The sequence below is a fragment of the Mycobacterium sp. OAE908 genome, assembly GCF_017872775.1.
GTDB lineage: Bacteria > Actinomycetota > Actinomycetes > Mycobacteriales > Mycobacteriaceae > Mycobacterium.
In genome coordinates, this window is record NZ_JAGGJL010000001.1 from 905,945 (window position 1) to 924,193 (window position 18,249).

22 protein-coding genes are annotated in these 18,249 nt (G+C 67.8%); 13 read left to right on the top strand and 9 right to left on the bottom strand.

The genetic code is table 11. From position 1 onward, the window contains the following. Window positions 1-31: 31 nt before the first annotated feature. On the bottom strand, window positions 32-847 hold the full coding sequence (locus tag J3E61_RS04290) for an RNA methyltransferase (protein ID WP_210082733.1): 816 nt from the start codon (window positions 845-847) through the stop codon (window positions 32-34). A gap of 37 nt (window positions 848-884) precedes the next feature. Then, window positions 885-1,316 (bottom strand): MarR family transcriptional regulator, encoded by a 432-nt coding sequence (locus J3E61_RS04295; protein ID WP_192724064.1) that lies wholly within the window; start codon window positions 1,314-1,316, stop codon window positions 885-887. Between the two features lie 86 nt (window positions 1,317-1,402). Here J3E61_RS04295 and J3E61_RS04300 point away from each other — a divergent pair, with 86 nt between their 5' ends. Both J3E61_RS04300 and J3E61_RS04305 read left to right on the top strand, forming a co-directional pair. Then, window positions 1,403-1,642: a DUF2530 domain-containing protein gene (locus J3E61_RS04300; RefSeq protein WP_192724065.1), complete on the top strand. Its 240-nt coding sequence runs from the start codon at window positions 1,403-1,405 to the stop codon at window positions 1,640-1,642. A 19-nt stretch (window positions 1,643-1,661) separates the two neighbouring features. After that, on the top strand, window positions 1,662-2,114 hold the full coding sequence (locus J3E61_RS04305) for an SRPBCC family protein (protein ID WP_192724066.1): 453 nt from the start codon (window positions 1,662-1,664) through the stop codon (window positions 2,112-2,114). On the opposite strand, the gene J3E61_RS04310 is transcribed toward J3E61_RS04305, so the two are convergent. Beyond that, a complete protein-coding gene (locus tag J3E61_RS04310) occupies window positions 2,111-2,869 on the bottom strand; it encodes a DUF3027 domain-containing protein (protein ID WP_192724067.1) in 759 nt (252 codons plus the stop codon). The two genes, J3E61_RS04305 and J3E61_RS04310, sit on opposite strands and share 4 nt — an antisense overlap. Before the next feature lie 189 nt (window positions 2,870-3,058). On the opposite strand from J3E61_RS04310, the gene J3E61_RS04315 reads away from it, so the two are divergent. From J3E61_RS04315 to J3E61_RS04325, 3 genes are read left to right on the top strand one after another with little or no spacing between them, the layout of a single operon-like run. Further along, on the top strand, window positions 3,059-4,657 hold the full coding sequence (locus J3E61_RS04315) for an MFS transporter (protein WP_210085428.1): 1,599 nt from the start codon (window positions 3,059-3,061) through the stop codon (window positions 4,655-4,657). Then, complete coding sequence (locus tag J3E61_RS04320) at window positions 4,654-5,139, top strand: DUF2771 domain-containing protein (protein WP_210082734.1); 486 nt, start codon at window positions 4,654-4,656, stop codon at window positions 5,137-5,139. Before J3E61_RS04315 ends, J3E61_RS04320 begins: the two co-directional genes overlap by 4 nt. A gap of 27 nt (window positions 5,140-5,166) precedes the next feature. Further along, window positions 5,167-5,709 (top strand): hypothetical protein, encoded by a 543-nt coding sequence (locus J3E61_RS04325; RefSeq protein WP_210082735.1) that lies wholly within the window; start codon window positions 5,167-5,169, stop codon window positions 5,707-5,709. Between the two features lie 2 nt (window positions 5,710-5,711). On the opposite strand, the gene J3E61_RS04330 is transcribed toward J3E61_RS04325, so the two are convergent. Together J3E61_RS04330 and J3E61_RS04335 are read right to left on the bottom strand one after the other, a co-directional pair. Next, complete coding sequence (locus J3E61_RS04330; protein WP_210082736.1) at window positions 5,712-6,716, bottom strand: glutathione S-transferase C-terminal domain-containing protein; 1,005 nt, start codon at window positions 6,714-6,716, stop codon at window positions 5,712-5,714. 86 nt (window positions 6,717-6,802) lie between these two features. Then, on the bottom strand, window positions 6,803-7,213 hold the full coding sequence (locus J3E61_RS04335; protein WP_192724071.1) for a cold shock domain-containing protein: 411 nt from the start codon (window positions 7,211-7,213) through the stop codon (window positions 6,803-6,805). Window positions 7,214-7,369: 156 nt separating this feature from the next. Between J3E61_RS04335 and J3E61_RS04340 the strand changes: the two genes are divergently transcribed. The 4 genes from J3E61_RS04340 to J3E61_RS04355 all read left to right on the top strand — a co-directional run bounded on the left by J3E61_RS04340 (window position 7,370) and on the right by J3E61_RS04355 (window position 10,744). Beyond that, window positions 7,370-7,774, top strand: coding sequence for a YccF domain-containing protein (locus tag J3E61_RS04340; RefSeq protein WP_210082737.1), 405 nt, complete (start codon window positions 7,370-7,372; stop codon window positions 7,772-7,774). Next, window positions 7,771-8,823, top strand: coding sequence for a GTP 3',8-cyclase MoaA (moaA, locus tag J3E61_RS04345; RefSeq protein ID WP_210082738.1), 1,053 nt, complete (start codon window positions 7,771-7,773; stop codon window positions 8,821-8,823). The genes J3E61_RS04340 and moaA overlap by 4 nt, the downstream gene beginning before the upstream one ends. 1 nt (window position 8,824) lies before the next feature. Continuing rightward, window positions 8,825-9,079, top strand: coding sequence for a MoaD/ThiS family protein (locus tag J3E61_RS04350; protein ID WP_192724074.1), 255 nt, complete (start codon window positions 8,825-8,827; stop codon window positions 9,077-9,079). A gap of 435 nt (window positions 9,080-9,514) precedes the next feature. After that, on the top strand, window positions 9,515-10,744 hold the full coding sequence (locus tag J3E61_RS04355; RefSeq protein WP_210082739.1) for a transglycosylase family protein: 1,230 nt from the start codon (window positions 9,515-9,517) through the stop codon (window positions 10,742-10,744). 4 nt (window positions 10,745-10,748) lie between these two features. On the opposite strand, the gene J3E61_RS04360 is transcribed toward J3E61_RS04355, so the two are convergent. From J3E61_RS04360 to J3E61_RS04375, 4 genes are read right to left on the bottom strand one after another with little or no spacing between them, the layout of a single operon-like run. Then, complete coding sequence (locus J3E61_RS04360) at window positions 10,749-11,177, bottom strand: molybdenum cofactor biosynthesis protein MoaE (protein WP_192724076.1); 429 nt, start codon at window positions 11,175-11,177, stop codon at window positions 10,749-10,751. After that, a complete protein-coding gene (locus tag J3E61_RS04365; protein ID WP_192724077.1) occupies window positions 11,174-11,653 on the bottom strand; it encodes a MogA/MoaB family molybdenum cofactor biosynthesis protein in 480 nt (159 codons plus the stop codon). The genes J3E61_RS04360 and J3E61_RS04365 overlap by 4 nt, the downstream gene beginning before the upstream one ends. Beyond that, complete coding sequence (gene moaC / locus J3E61_RS04370) at window positions 11,653-12,078, bottom strand: cyclic pyranopterin monophosphate synthase MoaC (RefSeq protein WP_192725174.1); 426 nt, start codon at window positions 12,076-12,078, stop codon at window positions 11,653-11,655. The genes J3E61_RS04365 and moaC overlap by 1 nt, the downstream gene beginning before the upstream one ends. Before the next feature lie 56 nt (window positions 12,079-12,134). Beyond that, window positions 12,135-12,326 (bottom strand): hypothetical protein, encoded by a 192-nt coding sequence (locus tag J3E61_RS04375; RefSeq protein WP_192724078.1) that lies wholly within the window; start codon window positions 12,324-12,326, stop codon window positions 12,135-12,137. 65 nt (window positions 12,327-12,391) lie between these two features. Between J3E61_RS04375 and J3E61_RS04380 the strand changes: the two genes are divergently transcribed. The 4 genes from J3E61_RS04380 to J3E61_RS04395 all read left to right on the top strand — a co-directional run bounded on the left by J3E61_RS04380 (window position 12,392) and on the right by J3E61_RS04395 (window position 18,215). Then, on the top strand, window positions 12,392-14,644 hold the full coding sequence (locus J3E61_RS04380; RefSeq protein WP_210082740.1) for a helicase-associated domain-containing protein: 2,253 nt from the start codon (window positions 12,392-12,394) through the stop codon (window positions 14,642-14,644). A gap of 53 nt (window positions 14,645-14,697) precedes the next feature. Then, window positions 14,698-16,131, top strand: a complete 1,434-nt coding sequence (locus tag J3E61_RS04385) for an esterase family protein (RefSeq protein WP_210082741.1) — start codon at window positions 14,698-14,700, stop codon at window positions 16,129-16,131. A 72-nt stretch (window positions 16,132-16,203) separates the two neighbouring features. Then, complete coding sequence (locus tag J3E61_RS04390) at window positions 16,204-17,853, top strand: helicase-associated domain-containing protein (protein WP_192724081.1); 1,650 nt, start codon at window positions 16,204-16,206, stop codon at window positions 17,851-17,853. Continuing rightward, window positions 17,850-18,215 carry a VOC family protein gene (locus J3E61_RS04395; RefSeq protein ID WP_210082742.1) on the top strand — a complete coding sequence of 122 codons (366 nt, stop codon included), beginning with the start codon at window positions 17,850-17,852 and terminating at the stop codon, window positions 18,213-18,215. The genes J3E61_RS04390 and J3E61_RS04395 overlap by 4 nt, the downstream gene beginning before the upstream one ends. Window positions 18,216-18,249 lie beyond the last annotated feature (34 nt).

Genomic DNA, 18,249 nt, shown 5'->3' on the forward strand with positions numbered 1-18,249 from the left:
TGGAGTGGAGTCGTCGGTCACCTGAGTCAATCTAGTATGCGAGCCTGGCCCGTTCGTAGAACGCGAGCGCCGCGGCCGTCGCGACGTTGAGTGAATCGGTGCCACGCGACATCGGAATCCGTACGCGCGCATCGCTGCTTCGCATGACCGTCTCCGTCAGGCCAGGGCCCTCGGCACCGACGAGGAACGCCACCTTGGCGCCGGCCGCCTCTGTCAGCTCATCGGCCAGGGTGCGCGCCGACGGGTCGGGCGTCATCGCGAGTAAACGAAACCCGTTGTCCCGCAAGATGTGAAGATCGCCGGGCCACGCCGCCGCCCACGCATACGGCACCAACAGGGCATGCCCCATCGACACTCGAACGGCACGCCGGTAGAGCGGGTCGGCGCAGCCCAAACCGAAGATCACCGCGTCCACGCCGAGGCCCGCGGCATTGCGGAAGATCGAGCCGAGGTTCTCGTGGTCGTTGACGCCCTCGAGCACCGCGACCGTGCGGGCACCGTCGAGCACTTGGGCGACGGACAGTTCGGGCGCACGCGAGGCCGATGCCAGCACCCCGCGGTTGAGATGAAACCCGACGACGTCGGCCATCACGCCGGCATCGACGCGGTAGTAGGGCGCGTCGACACCGTCCAGGTCATCGCCGAGCTCGGCCAGTCGCCGGTCGGTGCCCAACATTGCGCGCGGGCGGAACCGCGAGGCCAGCATGCGCTGCACCACCAGCACGCCCTCGGCGATCACCAGACCCTTTCCGCTGGGAAGGTCGGGTCTGCGATCGACGCTGTTGAGATCGCGGAAGTCGTCGAGCCTGGGATCCGCCGGGTCGGCAACGTCGATTACTGCTGCCAATCCCCCGCTCGCTTCGCTCGTGTCCGCCGGAGCGGGCTCATGCGCTTTCGTCGACCATGCCCGACATCAGATCGGCTGCCATCAACAGCGTCCTGCGCTGGTCGGGTTGGAGGCGGTCGAGACGTTGTTTGAGCCATTCCTGGCTGGCACGACGCTCGGCCTCGATCAGGTTGGTGCCTGCCCGCGATACCGACACCAACACCTGACGGCCGTCGGCCGGATGCGCGTCGCGATCGACGAAGCCGAGCTCACACAGCGACGCGATCACCCGCGTCATCGAAGGAGGACGGACGCGTTCACGCGTGGCTAACGCGCCAGGCGTCATCGGGCCCTCTTTAGCAAGCGTCGACAGAGCCGACAGCTGCGAGAGCGAAACAGGCGAATCCGGGCGCCGAAACCGCAATTGGCGAGCCAGACGGATCACTGCCAGCGACAGATCACTCGCCAGCCGGGTGTCGACGTCTTTCACAAGGCAAAGAGTACCTAGCGGGTCTCGGGAAATCTTCGAAAACCCGGTGCGTTTCTGACGCGTAGGTAATCGACTACGTTGTCAGCGTGGCACCGGAACCGCCCGCCTTGCCGGCGACCTTGCTCAAACCATGGCCGGTCATCGTGGTGATAACGGCGGGTTGGCTCGTCGCCGTGGTGCTGGCATTCACGGTGGCCGCCCTGCAGGAGTGGCGGCCGTTCACCGTCGCGGGCCTGGCCGTCGGAGCCCTCGGCACGTCGATCATGCTGTGGCAGCGCCGCGCTGTGCGCCGTGGATCGCGAGGAGCCCAGAGCGGGCTCAGTTGACTTCGATCGAGGAGGGGTAATGGCAGAGCCGCTGTTGCAGGCACAGATCGACATCGATGCACCGGTCGCGAAGGTGTGGTCGCTGGTTTCCGATTTGAGCCGGATGCCGCAGTGGAGCCCGCAGTGCCGGCTGATGAAGGCGCTGGGTCCGGTGCGCCAGGGCACGACGACGATCAACCTGAACCGTCGCGGTCGCCTGTTCTGGCCGACGACGAGCGTTGTCACCGAGGTGATTCCGGAGAAGAAGCTGGCGTTCAAGGTGCCGATCAACCACACCGTCTGGAGCTACGAGCTCGAACCGACCGAAACCGGAACGCGACTGGTCGAGAGCAGGCACGCCGAGAACGGCGTGACGGCGTTTTCGAATCTGAGCGTGAACGCCTTGATGGGCGGTGTGCCGAGTTTCGAACGTGAACTGGTCGAGGGCATGAACGCGACGCTGTCGCGCATCAAAGCGGCTGCGGAGAACTAACTTTCGGGCTCGACTACCTCGAGGACGCCGTCGTCGAACGGGTCATACAGCGGAGACCCTGTGCCTGGCGGCTGCGGCGTGTCCGAGTGTGCGCCGCAACCGTATTCGGATTCCACGACATGCCCGTCGGCCGCCAGCTCGTTGGCGCATACGCCGAACATCGTGCCCAGCGCACCGGCCAGCGGAATGTAGAAGCCGCAGTCGCGGCACACGCGGCGGGTGGACCTGGCCATCGCCGACCCGGGGCCGAACTCGCCGTCGTGCCAACGTTGCGCGGCATCGCTGCGGCCGAATTCGCTGAGCACCTGACGGCGGCCCAACCCGAGTTCGACGGCGACGTCATCCACCAGCGGGTCACCGCTGGCCGTATAGCCGGGCACCAGCCTCGGGTCGTTGGTCGCGGGCGCGAGCAGGTCGCCGGGACTCAGATCGCCGGGCTTGATGCGCTCCTCCCACGGCACCCACTTGGGCGCCAGCAGCGCGGTGGGGCCGGGGACCAACACCACTTCGCTGATGGTGGCGTGGTCGGCTCCCGGGCAGGCGGCGACGACGACGGCCCACTGCCAGCCCTTGTAGCCGGGCATATCGGCCAGGAAGCGATGCGTCGCGGCCGTCGGGTCCTCGAAGCTGGCGCCGAGATACTCGCCAACGGTGTCCTCACCGCTGAACTCGACGATCGCCGCGCGCGCCTGCTCGGCGGCGCCCATCAGCACCGCCTCCAGGTCGGGGCGATCTTCGGTGTCCACGCTGTCCATCGCCATCAATAGTGCCTGACCGGGGAACGTCGAGCCACACCGGTCACCTGCACGCCCGCAACCGCCTCGATGGGGGAGAATCGAGGCGTGACCGGACCGCGGCGTGATCACCGAGACCCGCGGGGTCGGCGTGAAGACCGCTATTACCCGCCGCGTCCGCCAGCCGATGCCGACGGGGAGCATCCCGGGATGGCGAACTATCCCAGCGACCCCGATGTGGGCGGCGGCTACCGCCGGCCGCGCCGCTCGTCGTCGACGCCCAGTGCCAACCGGTGGTTGCCGCCGCTCGATGACCGCTCGGGCCGGGAGCATCCGTCGGCTCCCCCGCCGCCCACCGTCGGCGCGGGTGCGGGCGAGAAGATCACGGTCACCCGCGCGGCCGCGCAGCGCAGCCGCGAAATGGGTTCGAAAATGTACGGTTTGGTGCACCGCGCGGCCACGGCCGACGGTGCCGACAAGTCCGGCCTGACCGCGCTGACGTGGCCGGTGGTGGCCAACTTCGCCGTCGACGCGGCGATGGCCGTCGCATTGGCCAACACGTTGTTCTTCGCCGCCGCTTCCGGCGAGAGCAAGGGCAAGGTCGCGCTGTACCTGTTGATCACCATCGCGCCGTTCGCGGTGATCGCCCCGTTGATCGGCCCTGCGTTGGACCGGCTGCAGCACGGCCGCCGCGTCGCGCTGGCCGCCTCGTTCGTGTTGCGCACCGCGCTCGTGATGGTGCTTGTCGCCAACTACGACGGCATCACCGGGAGCTACCCCTCGTGGGTGCTCTATCCGTGCGCGCTCGGAATGATGGTGCTGTCCAAGTCATTCAGCGTGCTGCGCAGCGCGGTCACCCCGCGTGTGTTGCCGCCCAGCATCGACCTGGTTCGCGTGAATTCGCGGCTGACGACGTTCGGGTTGCTCGGCGGCACGATGGTCGGCGGTGCAATCGCCGCAGGCGCGGAGTATCTGCTCGGCCTGGTGCACCTGCCCGGCGCGCTGTACGTCATCGTCGCGGTGACGCTGATCGGTGCGGCGCTGTCGATGCGGATCCCCAAGTGGGTCGAGGTGACGGCAGGCGAGGTGCCGACCACGCTGTCCTACCACGGGGGCAGCGGCGAGCTGCGGCGCCATCCCGAACAAAAGACGTCGGCTGAGCCACGACAACCGTTGGGCCGCAACATCATTGCCGCGTTATGGGGCAACTGCACCATCAAGGTGATGGTCGGCTTTCTGTTCCTGTACCCCGCGTTCGTGGCGAAGTCGCATGACGCCAGCGGGTGGGAGCAGTTGCGCATCCTCGGCGTGATCGGCGCGGCCGCGGCGATCGGCAACTTCGCGGGCAACTTCACCGCCGCCCGGTTGAAGCTCGGATACCCGGCCCTGCTGGTCGTGCGCTGCACCATCGCGGTCACCACGTTCGCCTTGGCGACCGCGCTGACCGGCAAGCTGATGGTGGCGGCGCTGGCCACGTTGGTCACCTCTGCGGCGGCGGCGATCGCGAAGGCCTCACTCGACGCGTCGCTGCAGGACGACCTGCCGGAGAAGTCACGGGCTTCGGCGTTCGGCCGCTCAGAGTCGTTGCTGCAGTTGGCCTGGGTGGCAGGCGGCGCCACCGGTGTGTTGGTGTACACCGATCTGTGGGTCGGCTTCACGGCGATCTCCGCGATCCTGATCGTCGGGTTGGCGCAGACCGTGGTGAGCTATTTCGGCGAGTCGCTGATTCCCGGCTTCGGCGGGAACCGTCCGGTGCTCGCAGAGCAAGAGGGCGGCAGGCCGGATCGCGCGGCGGTGGCGCCGGAGTGAAACGCGTTGTCGCCGCGCTGGCGATCGTTGCGATCGTCGCGTCCGTCCTCACCGGCGTGCTGGTGTGGCACCTCGCCAGCCAGCCGCGGCCGGACCATCCCGAGATCAGCGCCTATTCGGATGGCCAGCTGGTGCGGGTGGGACCGTACCGGTACTGCGAGGTGCTGAACCCCACCAATTGCGACACCCCCAAGACCGACGGCGAGCTGCGGGTCGACCCGCGTCACGCCGTTCAGTTATCGGTGCCAGCCGAGATCGCCCGTGCGCCATGGGTTTTGGTGCGCTCGTACGAGGGCGGCGATGCCGTCGACGAGTTCCGACCGGAGACCAAGCTCGCTGTCACCATCCCCACCGTGGATCCGCATCACGGCAGGCTGTTCGGTATCGCCGTGCAACTGCCGACGCTGGTGCGCGACGAGGCGGGCAACGAGTTCCCGGTGCCGCACGCGGAATGGTCCGTGCGAACGATTTGGGATCGGTAGCAGACGCGCCGGTGCTAGCTTGCCTGCGTGGTTCAGGATCACGTCTATGAGCTTGTCCCGCTTCCGCAGCGTCATTTGGGCAACTTGTGGACGAAGGCGACACCCCCGCCGCTCGTCGTGCAGATCGACGCAACCGACGTCGTCCGGGTCGGTGACCCGACGACGAGTGAGCTCATCGCCTCGGCTCCACTCGCACAGGTGACCGCGGTCCCTGCGATATACACCTACGGCGGCGGTGAGGTGGACCCGGTCACCGAATCCGTTCTGGTGGTGACCGTTCCGGGATTGGCACCGCTGAGAATCAAGCCCGACCGGATGAAGGGCGACTGGGGTGAGTACCGGTACGGCTGGCTCGATGCCGTCGATCGCTCGGACCGACCCGGGTATGTGGTCACCGAAGCGGAATGGCTTGGGCTGATTGAGAGGTTCGGTCTGCAAGACCACATCGCCGACGATCACACCGCCGGCGAGATGGCGCGGCGAAACCGGCGCGCCGCGATCAAGACCGTGGCATATCTTGCGGCGATCGTCATTCTGCTGGCGCTGTCGGCCTACCTGCACCACAGGTGACGCTAGCCGGCCCCGTGGCCGTCCGGCACCCGCTCACCCTCAACCGTCGGCCCGGGCGGTGTTCCCTCACCAAACGGTTTGCCGCCCAACGCTTCCCGGCCGTGCGGCGTCAACCATGTGGATAGGTCGGGTCCTTTGGGCACGATCTGTGTCGGGTTGATGTCCTTGTGCACGATGTAGTAGTGCTGCTTGATCTGTACGAAATCGGTGGTGTCGCCGAATCCAGGCGTCTGGAACAGATCTCGCGCGTAGGCCCACAGCACCGGCATCTCGGCCAGCTTCTGGCGGTTGCACTTGAAATGCCCGTGATACACCGGATCGAAGCGGGCCAGGGTGGTGAACAGCCGAACATCGGCCTCGGTGATGGTGTCGCCGACCAGATAACGCTGATTCGCCAACCGCTCGGAAAGCCAGTCGAGCGCGGTGAACAACCGGTCGTAGGCCTTGTCATACGCCTCCTGTGACCCCGCGAAGCCGCAGCGGTACACGCCGTTGTTGACCTCGGTGTAGATGCGCTGGGCGACCTCGTCGATCTCGGCGCGCAGCTTTTCCGGGTACAGCTGCGGAGCGCCTTCGCGGTGAAACTTCGTCCACTCGGTGGAGAAGTCCAGAGTTATCTGCGCGAAGTCGTTGGTGACGACCTCACCGGTGTCCACCTCGACGATCGCGGGCACCGTGATGCCCTTCTCGTAGTCGGGGAAACGCTTCAGGTAGGCGTCCTTGAGCCGGGGAATCTTCAGCACCGGGTCGACGCCGCCAGGGTCCAGATCGAACGTCCAGCTGTCCTCGTCGTGTGTGGGGCCGCAAAAGCCAATCGAGAGAACGTCTTCCAGGCCGAGCAGGCGTCGCACGATGATGGTGCGGTTGGCCCACGGGCAGGCCCGGGCAACGACCAGCCGGTACCGATCCGGTTCGACGGGATAGCCATCGCGGCCGTCGGCCGTGATGCGGGTGGTGATGTAGTTGGTGTCACGGTTGAACTCACCGCCACCGGCGACATATGCCATGCCACCAGGATGCCCGCGAATGTGGGGTTAATGCACGCGCCGCGGCCGCCAAGCGTGTGTCAAGCCCACACTCGGCGAGGTGGCCCCTATGCGTCGAGTTCGCGAGCGACGGCCTTGACGACCTCGGAGACGCGACGGGCCACCTTGCGGTCGGGGTAGCGACCCTTGCGCAACTCGGGCTGCACCGTGCCCTCGAGCAGCGTGATCATGTCCTCGACCATGCCGTGCAATTCGTCGGGGGTGTGCTTGTGTTCGCTGGCCGCGGCATCGCGACGAGTCCGCGTCAGGCTCGGCGGCGGATCGATGAGCTTCAGGCTCAACGCCTGCGGGCCACGCCGGCCGGCGGCCACGCCGAACTCGACCTTCTGCCCGGCCTTGAGTCCCTCTACGCCAGCGGGCAGTGCCGAGGACCGGACGTAGACATCCTCGCCCTCCTCCTGCGACAAAAAGCCGAACCCCTTTTCGGCGTCGTACCACTTAACCCGGCCGGTCGGCACTGGTCTCACCTGCTTGTCTCTGACGGAAACGACTACATAGGGATACATAGCAAAGCGTCCCGCCTGCGCCGGGACGCGTTTAGGTGATCCTACTCGGCGCCCTCGGCGCTCAGCACCCCCTTATATCGGTAGGCTGAAAGCACCGCTGGAGGAAAGATGCGCCTGATCCTGAACATCGTTTGGTTGGTCTTCGGCGGTCTCTGGCTGGCGTTGGGCTACCTGTTGGCCGCGCTCATCTGCTTCGTCTTGATCATCACGATCCCGTTCGGATTCGCCGCGCTGCGCATCGCGCTCTATGCGCTGTGGCCGTTCGGCAACACCATCGTCGACAAGCCGGGGCCGCGGCCGGGCGCACTGATCGGCAATGTCATCTGGCTCATCCTGTTCGGCATCTGGCTGGCCATCGGCCACGTGATCACCGCGGTGGCCATGGCGATCACGATCGTCGGCATTCCGCTGGCGCTGGCCAACCTCAAGCTGGTCCCGGTCTCGCTGTTCCCGCTCGGCAAGGAGATCGTGCCGGTCGATTCCTTCAACACCCCGATGCGAGCCGCCGCATGACCATCACCGAACTCGGCGTGCCGTCGGTGCAGCGCCCCGTGCGGGGCATGCCGACCGACGGACCGATGGTCGACACGTTCGGCCGCGTCGCCACCGACCTGCGGGTGTCGTTGACCGACCGCTGCAATCTGCGCTGCACCTACTGCATGCCCGCCGAGGGCCTCGACTGGCTGCCGGGCGAACAGCTGTTGCGTGCCGACGAGCTGGCCCGGCTGCTGCGCATCGCGGTCACCAGGCTCGGCATCACCAGCGTTCGGTTCACCGGCGGCGAGCCGTTGGTGGCCAAGCACCTCGAGGACGTCGTCGCCGCGACCGCCGCCCTTGCGCCCCGGCCCGAAATCACGTTGACCACCAACGGCATCGGGCTCGACAAACGCGCCGCCAAGCTGGCAGAGGCCGGGCTCGACCGGATCAACGTTTCCCTCGACACCGTCGACGCCGCACGCTTCGCCCGCATCACCCGCCGTGACCGCCTGCACGACGTAATAAAAGGGCTCGCGGCCGCGAAGGCTGCCGGGCTGAGCCCGGTGAAGGTCAACGCCGTGCTGGATCCGGTAACCGGGCTCGAGGACGCCGTCGCGCTGCTGCAGTTCTGTATCGACAACGGCTACCAGCTGCGCATCATCGAACAGATGCCACTGGATGCGGGCCACGAGTGGAAGCGCGGCCGGGCGATCGCCGCCGACGACGTGCTGGCCGCCCTACGCCGACACTTCGACCTGCAGCCGGACCCGGCACCGCGCGGCTCGGCCCCCGCGGAGTTGTGGGAGGTCGACGGGGGCAAGGGCAAGGTCGGCATCATCGCCTCGGTCTCGCATGCGTTCTGCGCGGCCTGTGATCGCACCCGGCTCACCGCCGACGGTCAGGTGCGCAACTGCCTGTTCGCCCGGCACGAGACCGATTTGCGGCGCCTGATGCGTGCGGGCGCCGACGACGACGCATTGGCGGCGGCGTGGCGCGCCACCATGTGGGTCAAGGCAGCCGGCCACGGCATCAACGACCCGGACTTCGTACAGCCGGACCGCCCGATGAGCGCGATCGGCGGCTGACGTGAGCGCGAAGGTGACAGTCCGCTACTTCGCCGCGGCGCGTGCCGCTGCCGGCTTCGACGACGAGATCATCGGAATCGCACCGGGCACCACCGTCCGCATGCTGGTGCAGAACCTGGCTGAGCGCAGTACCGACCTCGCGAAAGTGTTGAGCCGTTGCTCGTACTTGTGCGACGGAATTGCGGTGCGGGACTTGGAAATGACGCTGAGTGACGCTGCGACGCTCGATGTTCTTCCCCCGTTCGCCGGCGGATAAGCGTGATTTGCGTCACATAACGGAATGGTCACAAGATGACCACAGACCGTTACCTGTGAAAATGCACCTGCGGAAATGCGTTGGCGTCCTGGGGATTTAGAGCCTTTTTAGAATTAGCTTGACGCCGAATCGCCGGGCTCGTCAAAAGGTGACGTGCTCTACGCGACCCGTTAGCGTTCAGTCCCAAGCCATCGACCCGTAATCGTTTGGCCTGCCGTGCCCAACAGCGCCGAGCTCCATCCGTTGGGCACGGGACAACGACGAACAACTCTGGATGGAGGCGGGGGACCCACCGGTCCACCGAAATACAGAAGGATCAGGAGCCGCTTGCGGCCCCTTGGGGTGAAGCCGTGTCCAACACGGCCGGGCAACCTCTCCAGCCCGAACCCGACAGCTGACCTCGTAGGCGCCCATACGAGAGGACTTAACGCACCTATGAGTGGACGGCACCGCAAGCCCACTGCATCGGCAGTAAACGTCGCGAAGATCGCCTTCACTGGCGCCGTCATCGGAAGTGGAAGCCTCGCCCTTGCCGGGCAGGCCGGCGCTGCCACCGATGGCGAATGGGATCAGGTCGCCAAGTGCGAATCCGGCAATAACTGGGCCATCAACACCGGCAACGGCTATCACGGCGGATTGCAGTTCTCGCAGAGCACCTGGGCCTCGCATGGCGGCGGCCAGTACGCGCCGTCTGCGAACATGGCCACCAAGGAAGAGCAGATCGCGGTCGCCGAGCGCGTCCTCGCGAGCCAGGGCAAGGGCGCATGGCCCGTGTGCGGCCGCGGACTGTCCGGCTCGACGCCGCGCAATGTGGTCGAGCCTCAGCCGCTCGACAACCCCGACGTCAACGGCGAGCTGCCCCCGCCGATCGATCCGTTCGCTCCCCCGCCCCCGCCGCAGTCCGCGCCGATCGACGAGCTGTCCGCCCCGGCCCCCGATGCACCGCCCGCCGCGCCACTGGATGCGCCGCTGCCGGCTCCCGAGCAGGCCCCCATCATCGACGCTTCGCTGGACGCGCCGCTGCCTCCGCCACCGCCCGTCGATGCACCGCCTGTCGATGACTCGACCGTCGCGCTGGCCGACAACTGGGACCACGCTGATGCCCCGGCACCCGCCGATCAGCCCGAGGTGTGGGCGCTGCACGCGCCGGCGCCACTCGACCCCGTACTGCCGCCGCTCCCGCCCGCCCCACCGGCTCCCCCGGCGCCGCCCGCGCCGGGGGCCGCTGAGGCACCCGCGCCGGATCCCCTGGCCCCGCTCAATGCGGTCAACATTCCCGGCCAGGCGTACGACATCGCGAACCAGGCGACGACCGATCCCGCAGCGGTGCCTGCGGCGCTGCCGACGCTGCCCGACGGTGTCCCGCATCTGGCCAGCCCGGACGCACCGCCGCCCGGCTCGACGATGGATCCCGCTGCCAACGGCAACGACAGCCCGAACGTCAGCTACCTCAAGGATTTGTGGCAGGCGGTCCAGAACCACGACATCAGCGGTAAAGAAGCGTTGATCATGGGCCTGTCGCAGCGCGGGATGAACACGCCGTACCCGGACCAGGGACCCGGACCGAACGTGCCGGTCGCCCCGGCCGATCCGGCCGCGCCGCCTGCGCCGGGGGCTCCGGTCCCGCCGCCGCCACCGGGCGCACCGATCCTGCCGCCTGCCTAAGCGATCAGGCCGAGTTCACCCACTGGTCGGAACCGTCGGCGAAGAACTGGTGCTTCCACACTGGTAGTCGCGCCTTGACGGTGTCGACCAGCCGTGCGCACGTCTCGAATGCGGCTGCCCGATGGTCCGCGGCGACCGCGGCCACCAGGGCCGCGTCGCCGATCTGCAGCGTGCCGATGCGATGGCTGACCGCGATGGCGCGCACACCGTGACTGTCCGCCGCGATCTCGGCAGCCACGTCGGCGAGAGTCTGCTGCGCCGAGGGGTGCGCGGAATACTCCAGCCGCGTCACGGAGCGGCCGCCGTCATGGTCGCGGACCACACCGGCGAATCCCACGACGGCTCCGGCAGATTCGTGCGAAACCAGCGCCTCGTAATCCGACAGTTCGATCGGTTGCTCGGTCAGATCGACGCGTAGCACGACGGCTTTCATCGGGTGTGGTCCTTACCGCTGAGTTGGTCAAGAGCGTGCTCGAGAACATCGTCGAGCACGCCGAGACCGTCCTTGACGCCGCCGGTCGAGCCGGGCAGGTTCACGATCAGCGTGCGGCCCCTGACACCGCAGACGCCGCGCGACAGCACCGAGGTCGGCACGTGCGGCAGGCCTGAGCGCCTGATGGCGTCGGCTAGGCCGGGGATCTGATAGTCGACGATGTCCGCGGTGGCGTCGGCGGTGCGGTCGGTCGGCGAAATGCCGGTGCCGCCGGAAGTGATTATCACGTCGACGTTTTCACCGATCGCGGCGAACAACGCTTTGACCACACCCGAGCCGTCGGGCACCACGACGGGTGCCGGCGTCGCGATGCCTTTGGCGTTGAGCCAGTCGACGATGACGGGCCCGGTGCGGTCGTCGTAGACCCCGGCCGCCGCGCGCGTCGACGCGATCACCACGCGGCCCGAGCGCGTCATCATCGGGTCCACGGGCCGGTCTTGCCGCCCTCCTTGCGCAACACCCGGATGTCATCGATACGGGCGGCGGGGTCGACGGCCTTGATCATGTCGAACAGTGTGAGCGCAGCGACGCTGACAGCGGTCAGCGCCTCCATCTCGACGCCGGTGCGGTCGGTGGTGCGCACGGTCGCGGTGATCGCGATGGTGTCGTCGCCGATGTCGAAGTCGACGTCGACTCCGGTGAGCGCCAGCGGGTGGCACAGCGGGATCAGGTCGCTGGTGCGCTTGGCGGCCAGGATGCCTGCGATTCGGGCGGTCGCGACGGCGTCGCCCTTTGGCAGCCCGCCGGACGCGATCAGCGCAACGACCTCAGCTGTCGTGCGGAAGGTTCCCGCGGCGACGGCGGTGCGCTTGGTGGCGTCTTTCGCCGTGACGTCGACCATGTGCGCCGCGCCCGACTCGTCGAGGTGCGTAAGTCGACGCGAGGGGTCGGACACCGCTACTTGTTGACCACCGTGACGGGGTGAACGTACGGAAGCTCGTCGGCCGGCTGCGGAAACGCCAGATCACCGAATGGCGACAGCGCACCGGTGCGGTCAGTGGCCAGCTCGCTGACCGCGTGATCCTCATCGCCGTCGAGCGCGGGCCAGCCCGGGTCGACGTACTGTTTTTTGCCCTTGTTGTCAGCCACGTGGACATTGTGGCAGGCGCCGCGACCAGTGGCGACACCGGCAGGGTCCTTTACGCTGGTCAGCGATGACCGAAACTTCTCCGGGCGTCCCGCTTGGCGCCTGGTTGGCCGAGCTTGACGACGAGCGGCTGATCCGGCTGCTCGAGCTGCGGCCCGACCTGACGCAACCGCCGCCCGGCACGATCGCGGCGCTGGCGGCGCGTGCCCAGGCCCGGCAGTCGGTCAAGGCGGTTACCGACGGACTCGACTTCCTGCGCCTGGCGGTGCTCGACGGGCTGCTCGTGCTGCATGCGGACACCGCCGCGGTCCCGCTGTCGAAGCTGCTGGCGTTGATCGGGGACCGCGCGAGCGAGGACGCCGTCGCTGCCGCCGTCGCCGACCTTCGCGAGCGCGCGCTGGTGTGGGGTGACGACGCCGTGCGCGTGGCGGCCGAAGCTTCGGCCGGCCTGCCCTGGTACCCGGGTCAGGCCGTGCTCGAACACGGCGAACAGACCGACATCCCCGCCCGGCTCGAGGCGCTCGACGGTCCGCAACTCGAACTGTTGCAGCGGCTGCTCGAGGGCTCGCCGATGGGCCGCACCCGCGATGCCGCCCCTGGCACGCCGCCGGACCGGCCCGTGCAGCGGCTACTGGCCGCCGGGCTGCTGCGTCAGGTGGACGAGGAGACCGTAATCCTGCCGCGGCTGGTCGGCCAGGTGATGCGCGGCGAGCAGCCAGGGCCGACTCATCTGACGCAACCCGACCCGACGGTGTCGACCACGACGGCCGCCGACGTCGACGCGGTCGCCGCGGGCGCGGTGATCGATCTGCTTCGCGAGGTCGAGCTGGTGCTCGAAACCCTCGGCGCCACACCGGTTCCCGAGCTTCGCAGCGGCGGGCTGGGCGTGCGCGACGTCAAACGGCTGACCAAGGTGACCGGCATCGACGAGAAACGGCTCGGGCTGATCCTCGAGGTGTCGGCGGCCGCGGGGCTGATCGCAGCAGGGATGCCGGAACCCGACCCGCACGACGGCGGTGTCGGCCCGTACTGGGCGCCGACGGTGGCCGCCGACCGGTTCGTCGATGCGCCGACAGGCTCCAAATGGCACCTGCTGGCATCGACCTGGCTGGACCTGCCTGGCAGGCCGAGCCTGGTCGGCGGTCGGGGCCCCGACGGGAAACCCTATGCGGCACTGTCGGATTCGCTGTTCTCGACCGCCGCCCCGCTCGACCGCCGGTTGCTGCTCGACGTATTGACCGACTTGCCCGCTGGTGCAGGAGTCGACGCCGCCTCCGCGTCGCAAGCGATGAGGTGGCGGCGTCCACGCTGGGCGGCGCGCCTGCAACCCGGTCCGGTCGAGGATCTGCTGACCGAGGCGCACGCACTGGGCATGGTCGGCCGCGGTGCGATCGCGTCGCCTGCGCGCAAGCTGCTCGCCGAGCAACCGGCCGATGACGTCATCGCCGCAATGGACAAGGCGCTGCCCGCGCCCATCGACCACTTCCTGCTGCAGGCCGACCTGACGGTCATCGTTCCCGGACCACTCGAACGCGACCTGGCCGAACAACTGGCTGCTGTCGCGACGGTCGAATCGGCTGGCGCGGCGATGGTGTACCGGGTGACCGAAGCGTCGATCCGACGAGCGCTGGACACCGGCCGCACCGCAAGCGAGCTGCATGCGTTGTTCAGCAAGCACTCGAAAACACCTGTGCCGCAAGGTCTTACCTACTTGATCGACGACGTCGCACGCAGGCACGGCCAGCTGCGGGTTGGCATGGCGCAGTCTTTTGTTCGCTGCGAGGACCCCGCACTGCTTGCGCAGGCCGTCTCGGCGCCCGCGGCCGATCAGCTGGAGATGCGGCTGCTCGCGCCGACGGTCGCGGTGTCTCAAGCCCCGATTTCCGAGGTGCTCGCCGCGCTGCGTGAGTCCGGATTCGCACCAGCCGCCGAGGATTCGACCGGCACGATCGTCGACCTTCGCGCCCGCGGCGCCCGCGTGCCCGCACCGCCGGGACGGCGCCGCGCACATCGACCGCCGACGCCGACCAACCAGACACTCGGCGCGATCGTCGCGGTGCTGCGCAAGGTGGCTTCCACGTCGTTCGGGAACGTGCGGTTGGACCCCGCGGTCGCGATTTCACAGTTGCAAGAGGCCGCCCACCATCAGTCGTCGGTGGTGATCGGCTACGTCGACCCCGCCGGCGTGGCTACACAGCGCGTGGTGGCACCGATCAATGTCCGGGGCGGCCAGCTGACCGCTTACGATCCGGCCTCCGGCCGCGTGCGCGAATTCGCGATCCACCGCGTCACGTCGGTGGTGGCGGCCGACGCCGGATAGTTCTTACAGCTTCGGGCCAGCATCCTCACAGGACCGTTGGTGAATATGGCTGTGTGACAACGCTGTTAAGCGAGGCACCACAAGCGCCGGCCGGCTACCGGCACGGGCTGTCCTTGTTGCACGGGTGGCTGCCGCCGACGGTGTGGGCGGTGGCCGCGGTCGTGCTCCTGCTCGCGATCGGTTGGCGGTCGCGGAAGTGGCGCCTGGTCTGGCTGCCGGTGGCAGTTGCCGTCGGCCTGATCGCGGCGGCGTGGACGCACTGGTTCATCGATTCCCAGGGCATGGCAGGCGACCCGGCGCCGTCCTCGTTGTGGATCTGGGTCGGCCTGACCGGCCTTGCCGTGGCGGTCGCGGCGCTCGGCTGGCGCAGCGGCCGGTGGTGGCGTCGGACGGTGTCGTTGGTGGCCATTCCGCTGTGTCTGCTGAGTGCCGGCGTGGCGTTGAACCTGTGGGTCGGCTACTTCCCCACGGTTCAGGCCGCCTGGAACGAGTTGACCGCGGGCCCGCTGCCCGACGAAACCGATCTGAACACCGTGATGGCGATGCGCGGCAAGGGCGGCGTGTCGCATGGGGCGCTGGTGCCGGTGACCATTCCCGCCGACGCGTCGGGCTTCAAACACCGCACCGAGCTCGTGTACCTGCCGCCCGCCTGGTTCGCCGCCAATGCCCCCAAGCTGCCGGTGGTGATGATGATCGCGGGCGAGTTCAACACCCCGTCCGACTGGCCGCGCACCGGCAACGCGATCGCACCGATCGACCGTTTCGCCTCCGAGCACGGCGGCAACGCGCCGGTGTTCGTGTTCGTCGACGTCGGCGGGTCGTTCAACAACGACACCGAATGTGTCAACGGGCCGCGCGGCAATGTGGCCGACCATCTGACCAAGGACGTACCGCCTTACGTGGCAACCACTTTCGGCACGCAAGCCGACCACTGGGGCGTCGTCGGATGGTCGATGGGCGGCACCTGCGCGGTAGACCTGACCGTGATGCATCCGGACTTGTTCAGCACGTTCGTCGACATCGCAGGCGACATGGGTCCCAACGCCGGAACCAAGGAACAGACCATCGCTCGCATCTACGGCGGGGACGCCGCCAAATGGGCCGTCTACGACCCCACGACGGTGATCGACAAGCACGGGCGTTACCAGGGCGTGGCCGGCTGGTTCGCGATCTCCTCGGACGCCCCGACGCCGCGCAAGGGCGGCTACGGCAATCCGAACGCGGTCGGGCTCGGCGGTCAGGACGCGGCAGGCAATCCCGGTGACCAGACCGATGCCGCCAACTCGCTGTGCAAGCTGGGCCAGGCCAACGGCATCGCCTGCGCGGTCGTCGCGTCGCCGGGAAAGCACGACTGGCCGTTTGCGATGGACGTCTTCAAGGACTCGCTGCCGTGGCTGGCCGGCCAGGTCGGCACGCCCGGCGCGGCCAAGATCGCCCTGCCCAGTGGGGGCGGCGGGCCTGGTCCGCTGGCTGCGGGCAAGCACTGAACGGTCGGGTGTCCGCCGGGCCTGGATAATGGACAAAATGACCTTCAAGCGAGAAGCGCAGGCGGATCGCGCATGACCGATGGCCCCCTGATCGTGCAGTCCGACAAGACCGTGCTGCTCGAAGTCGACCATGAGCTGGCCGGCGCGGCGCGCGCCGCGATCGCCCCGTTCGCTGAGTTGGAGCGCGCGCCGGAGCACATCCACACCTACCGCATCACCCCCCTTGCGCTGTGGAACGCGCGCGCGGCGGGCCACGATGCCGAACAGGTCGTCGACGCGCTGGTGAGCTTCTCCCGCTACGCGGTGCCGCAGCCGCTGCTGGTCGACATCGTCGACGTGATGGCCCGCTACGGCCGCCTGCAGCTGGTGAAGCATCCAGCGCACGGCCTGTGCCTGGTGAGTCTCGACCGCGCGGTACTCGAAGAGGTGCTGCGCAACAAGAAGATCGCCCCGATGCTCGGCGCCCGTATCGACGACGACACCGTGATCGTGCACAACAGCGAGCGCGGCCGCGTCAAGCAGATGCTGCTCAAGATCGGTTGGCCCGCAGAGGATTTGGCGGGCTACGTCGACGGCGAGAAGCACCCGATCGCGCTGGACCAGGAGAACTGGCACCTACGCGACTACCAGGAGATGGCCGCGGACTCGTTCTGGGAGGGCGGCTCCGGTGTGGTGGTGTTGCCGTGCGGCGCGGGTAAGACGCTCGTCGGCGCGGCGGCGATGGCCAAGGCCGGTGCCACCACCCTGATCCTGGTGACCAACACCGTGGCTGGCAGGCAGTGGAAGCGCGAGCTGATCAACCGCACGTCGCTGACCGAGGAAGAGATCGGCGAGTACTCCGGCGAGAAGAAGGAAATCCGGCCCGTCACCATCGCGACGTACCAGGTGATCACCCGCCGCACCAAGGGCGAATACCGCCACCTCGAGCTGTTCGACAGCCGCGATTGGGGCTTGATCATCTACGACGAGGTGCACCTGCTGCCCGCGCCGGTGTTCCGCATGACGGCGGATCTGCAGTCCCGGCGGCGCCTCGGCCTGACCGCAACCCTGATCCGCGAGGACGGCCGCGAGGGCGATGTGTTCTCGCTGATCGGACCCAAGCGCTATGACGCGCCGTGGAAGGACATCGAGGCACAGGGCTGGATTGCGCCGGCCGAATGCATCGAGGTGCGGGTCACGATGACCGACAACGAGCGGATGCTCTACGCCGTCGCCGAGCCCGAGGAACGGTACAAGCTGTGCTCGACGGTGCACACCAAGATCGCGGTGGTGAAGTCGATCCTGGAAAAGCACAAGGGCGAGCAGACGCTGGTGATCGGTGCGTACCTCGATCAGCTCGACGAGTTGGGCCAGGAGCTGGGTGCCCCCGTGATTCAGGGCTCGACGAAGACCGCCGAACGCGAGGCGCTTTTCGACTCGTTCCGCCGCGGTGAGATCTCCACCCTGGTCGTCTCGAAGGTCGCCAACTTCTCCATCGACCTGCCGGAAGCCTCGGTAGCAGTTCAGGTTTCGGGCACCTTCGGGTCTCGGCAGGAGGAAGCGCAGCGGCTCGGACGGCTGTTGCGGCCAAAGCATGACGGCGGCGGCGCGGTGTTCTATTCGGTGGTGTCCCGCGACAGCCTGGACGCCGAATACGCCGCACACCGGCAACGCTTCCTCGCCGAGCAGGGCTACGGCTATGTCATCAAGGACGCCGACGACCTGCTGGGCCCGGCGATATGACCGTTCGTCGCGTCATGCCGGTCCTCACGGTGCCGGACCTGGAAGCGGCCCGCGCCTACCAAGCTGTGCTGGGACTGCGCGAGGTGATGAACCTCGGCTGGATCGTCACGCTGGCCGAACCGGACGACTCGGGCCAACTTCGGCACCAGGTCAGCCTGATGACCAAGGACAAGACGGCACCGGTCAACCCGAACGTGTCGATCGAGGTCGACGACGTCGACGCGGCCTATGCGGCGGCCGTCGAGGCGGGGTTGCAAATCGTGCATCCACTGAGCGACGAGGACTGGGGAGTGCGGCGGTTCTTCTTCGCCGACGCGGCGGGCAACGTCATCAACGTGCTGACGCACCAGCGAGATCTCTGAGTGCCATGGACCGCCCAGCCCCCGACACGGCTAC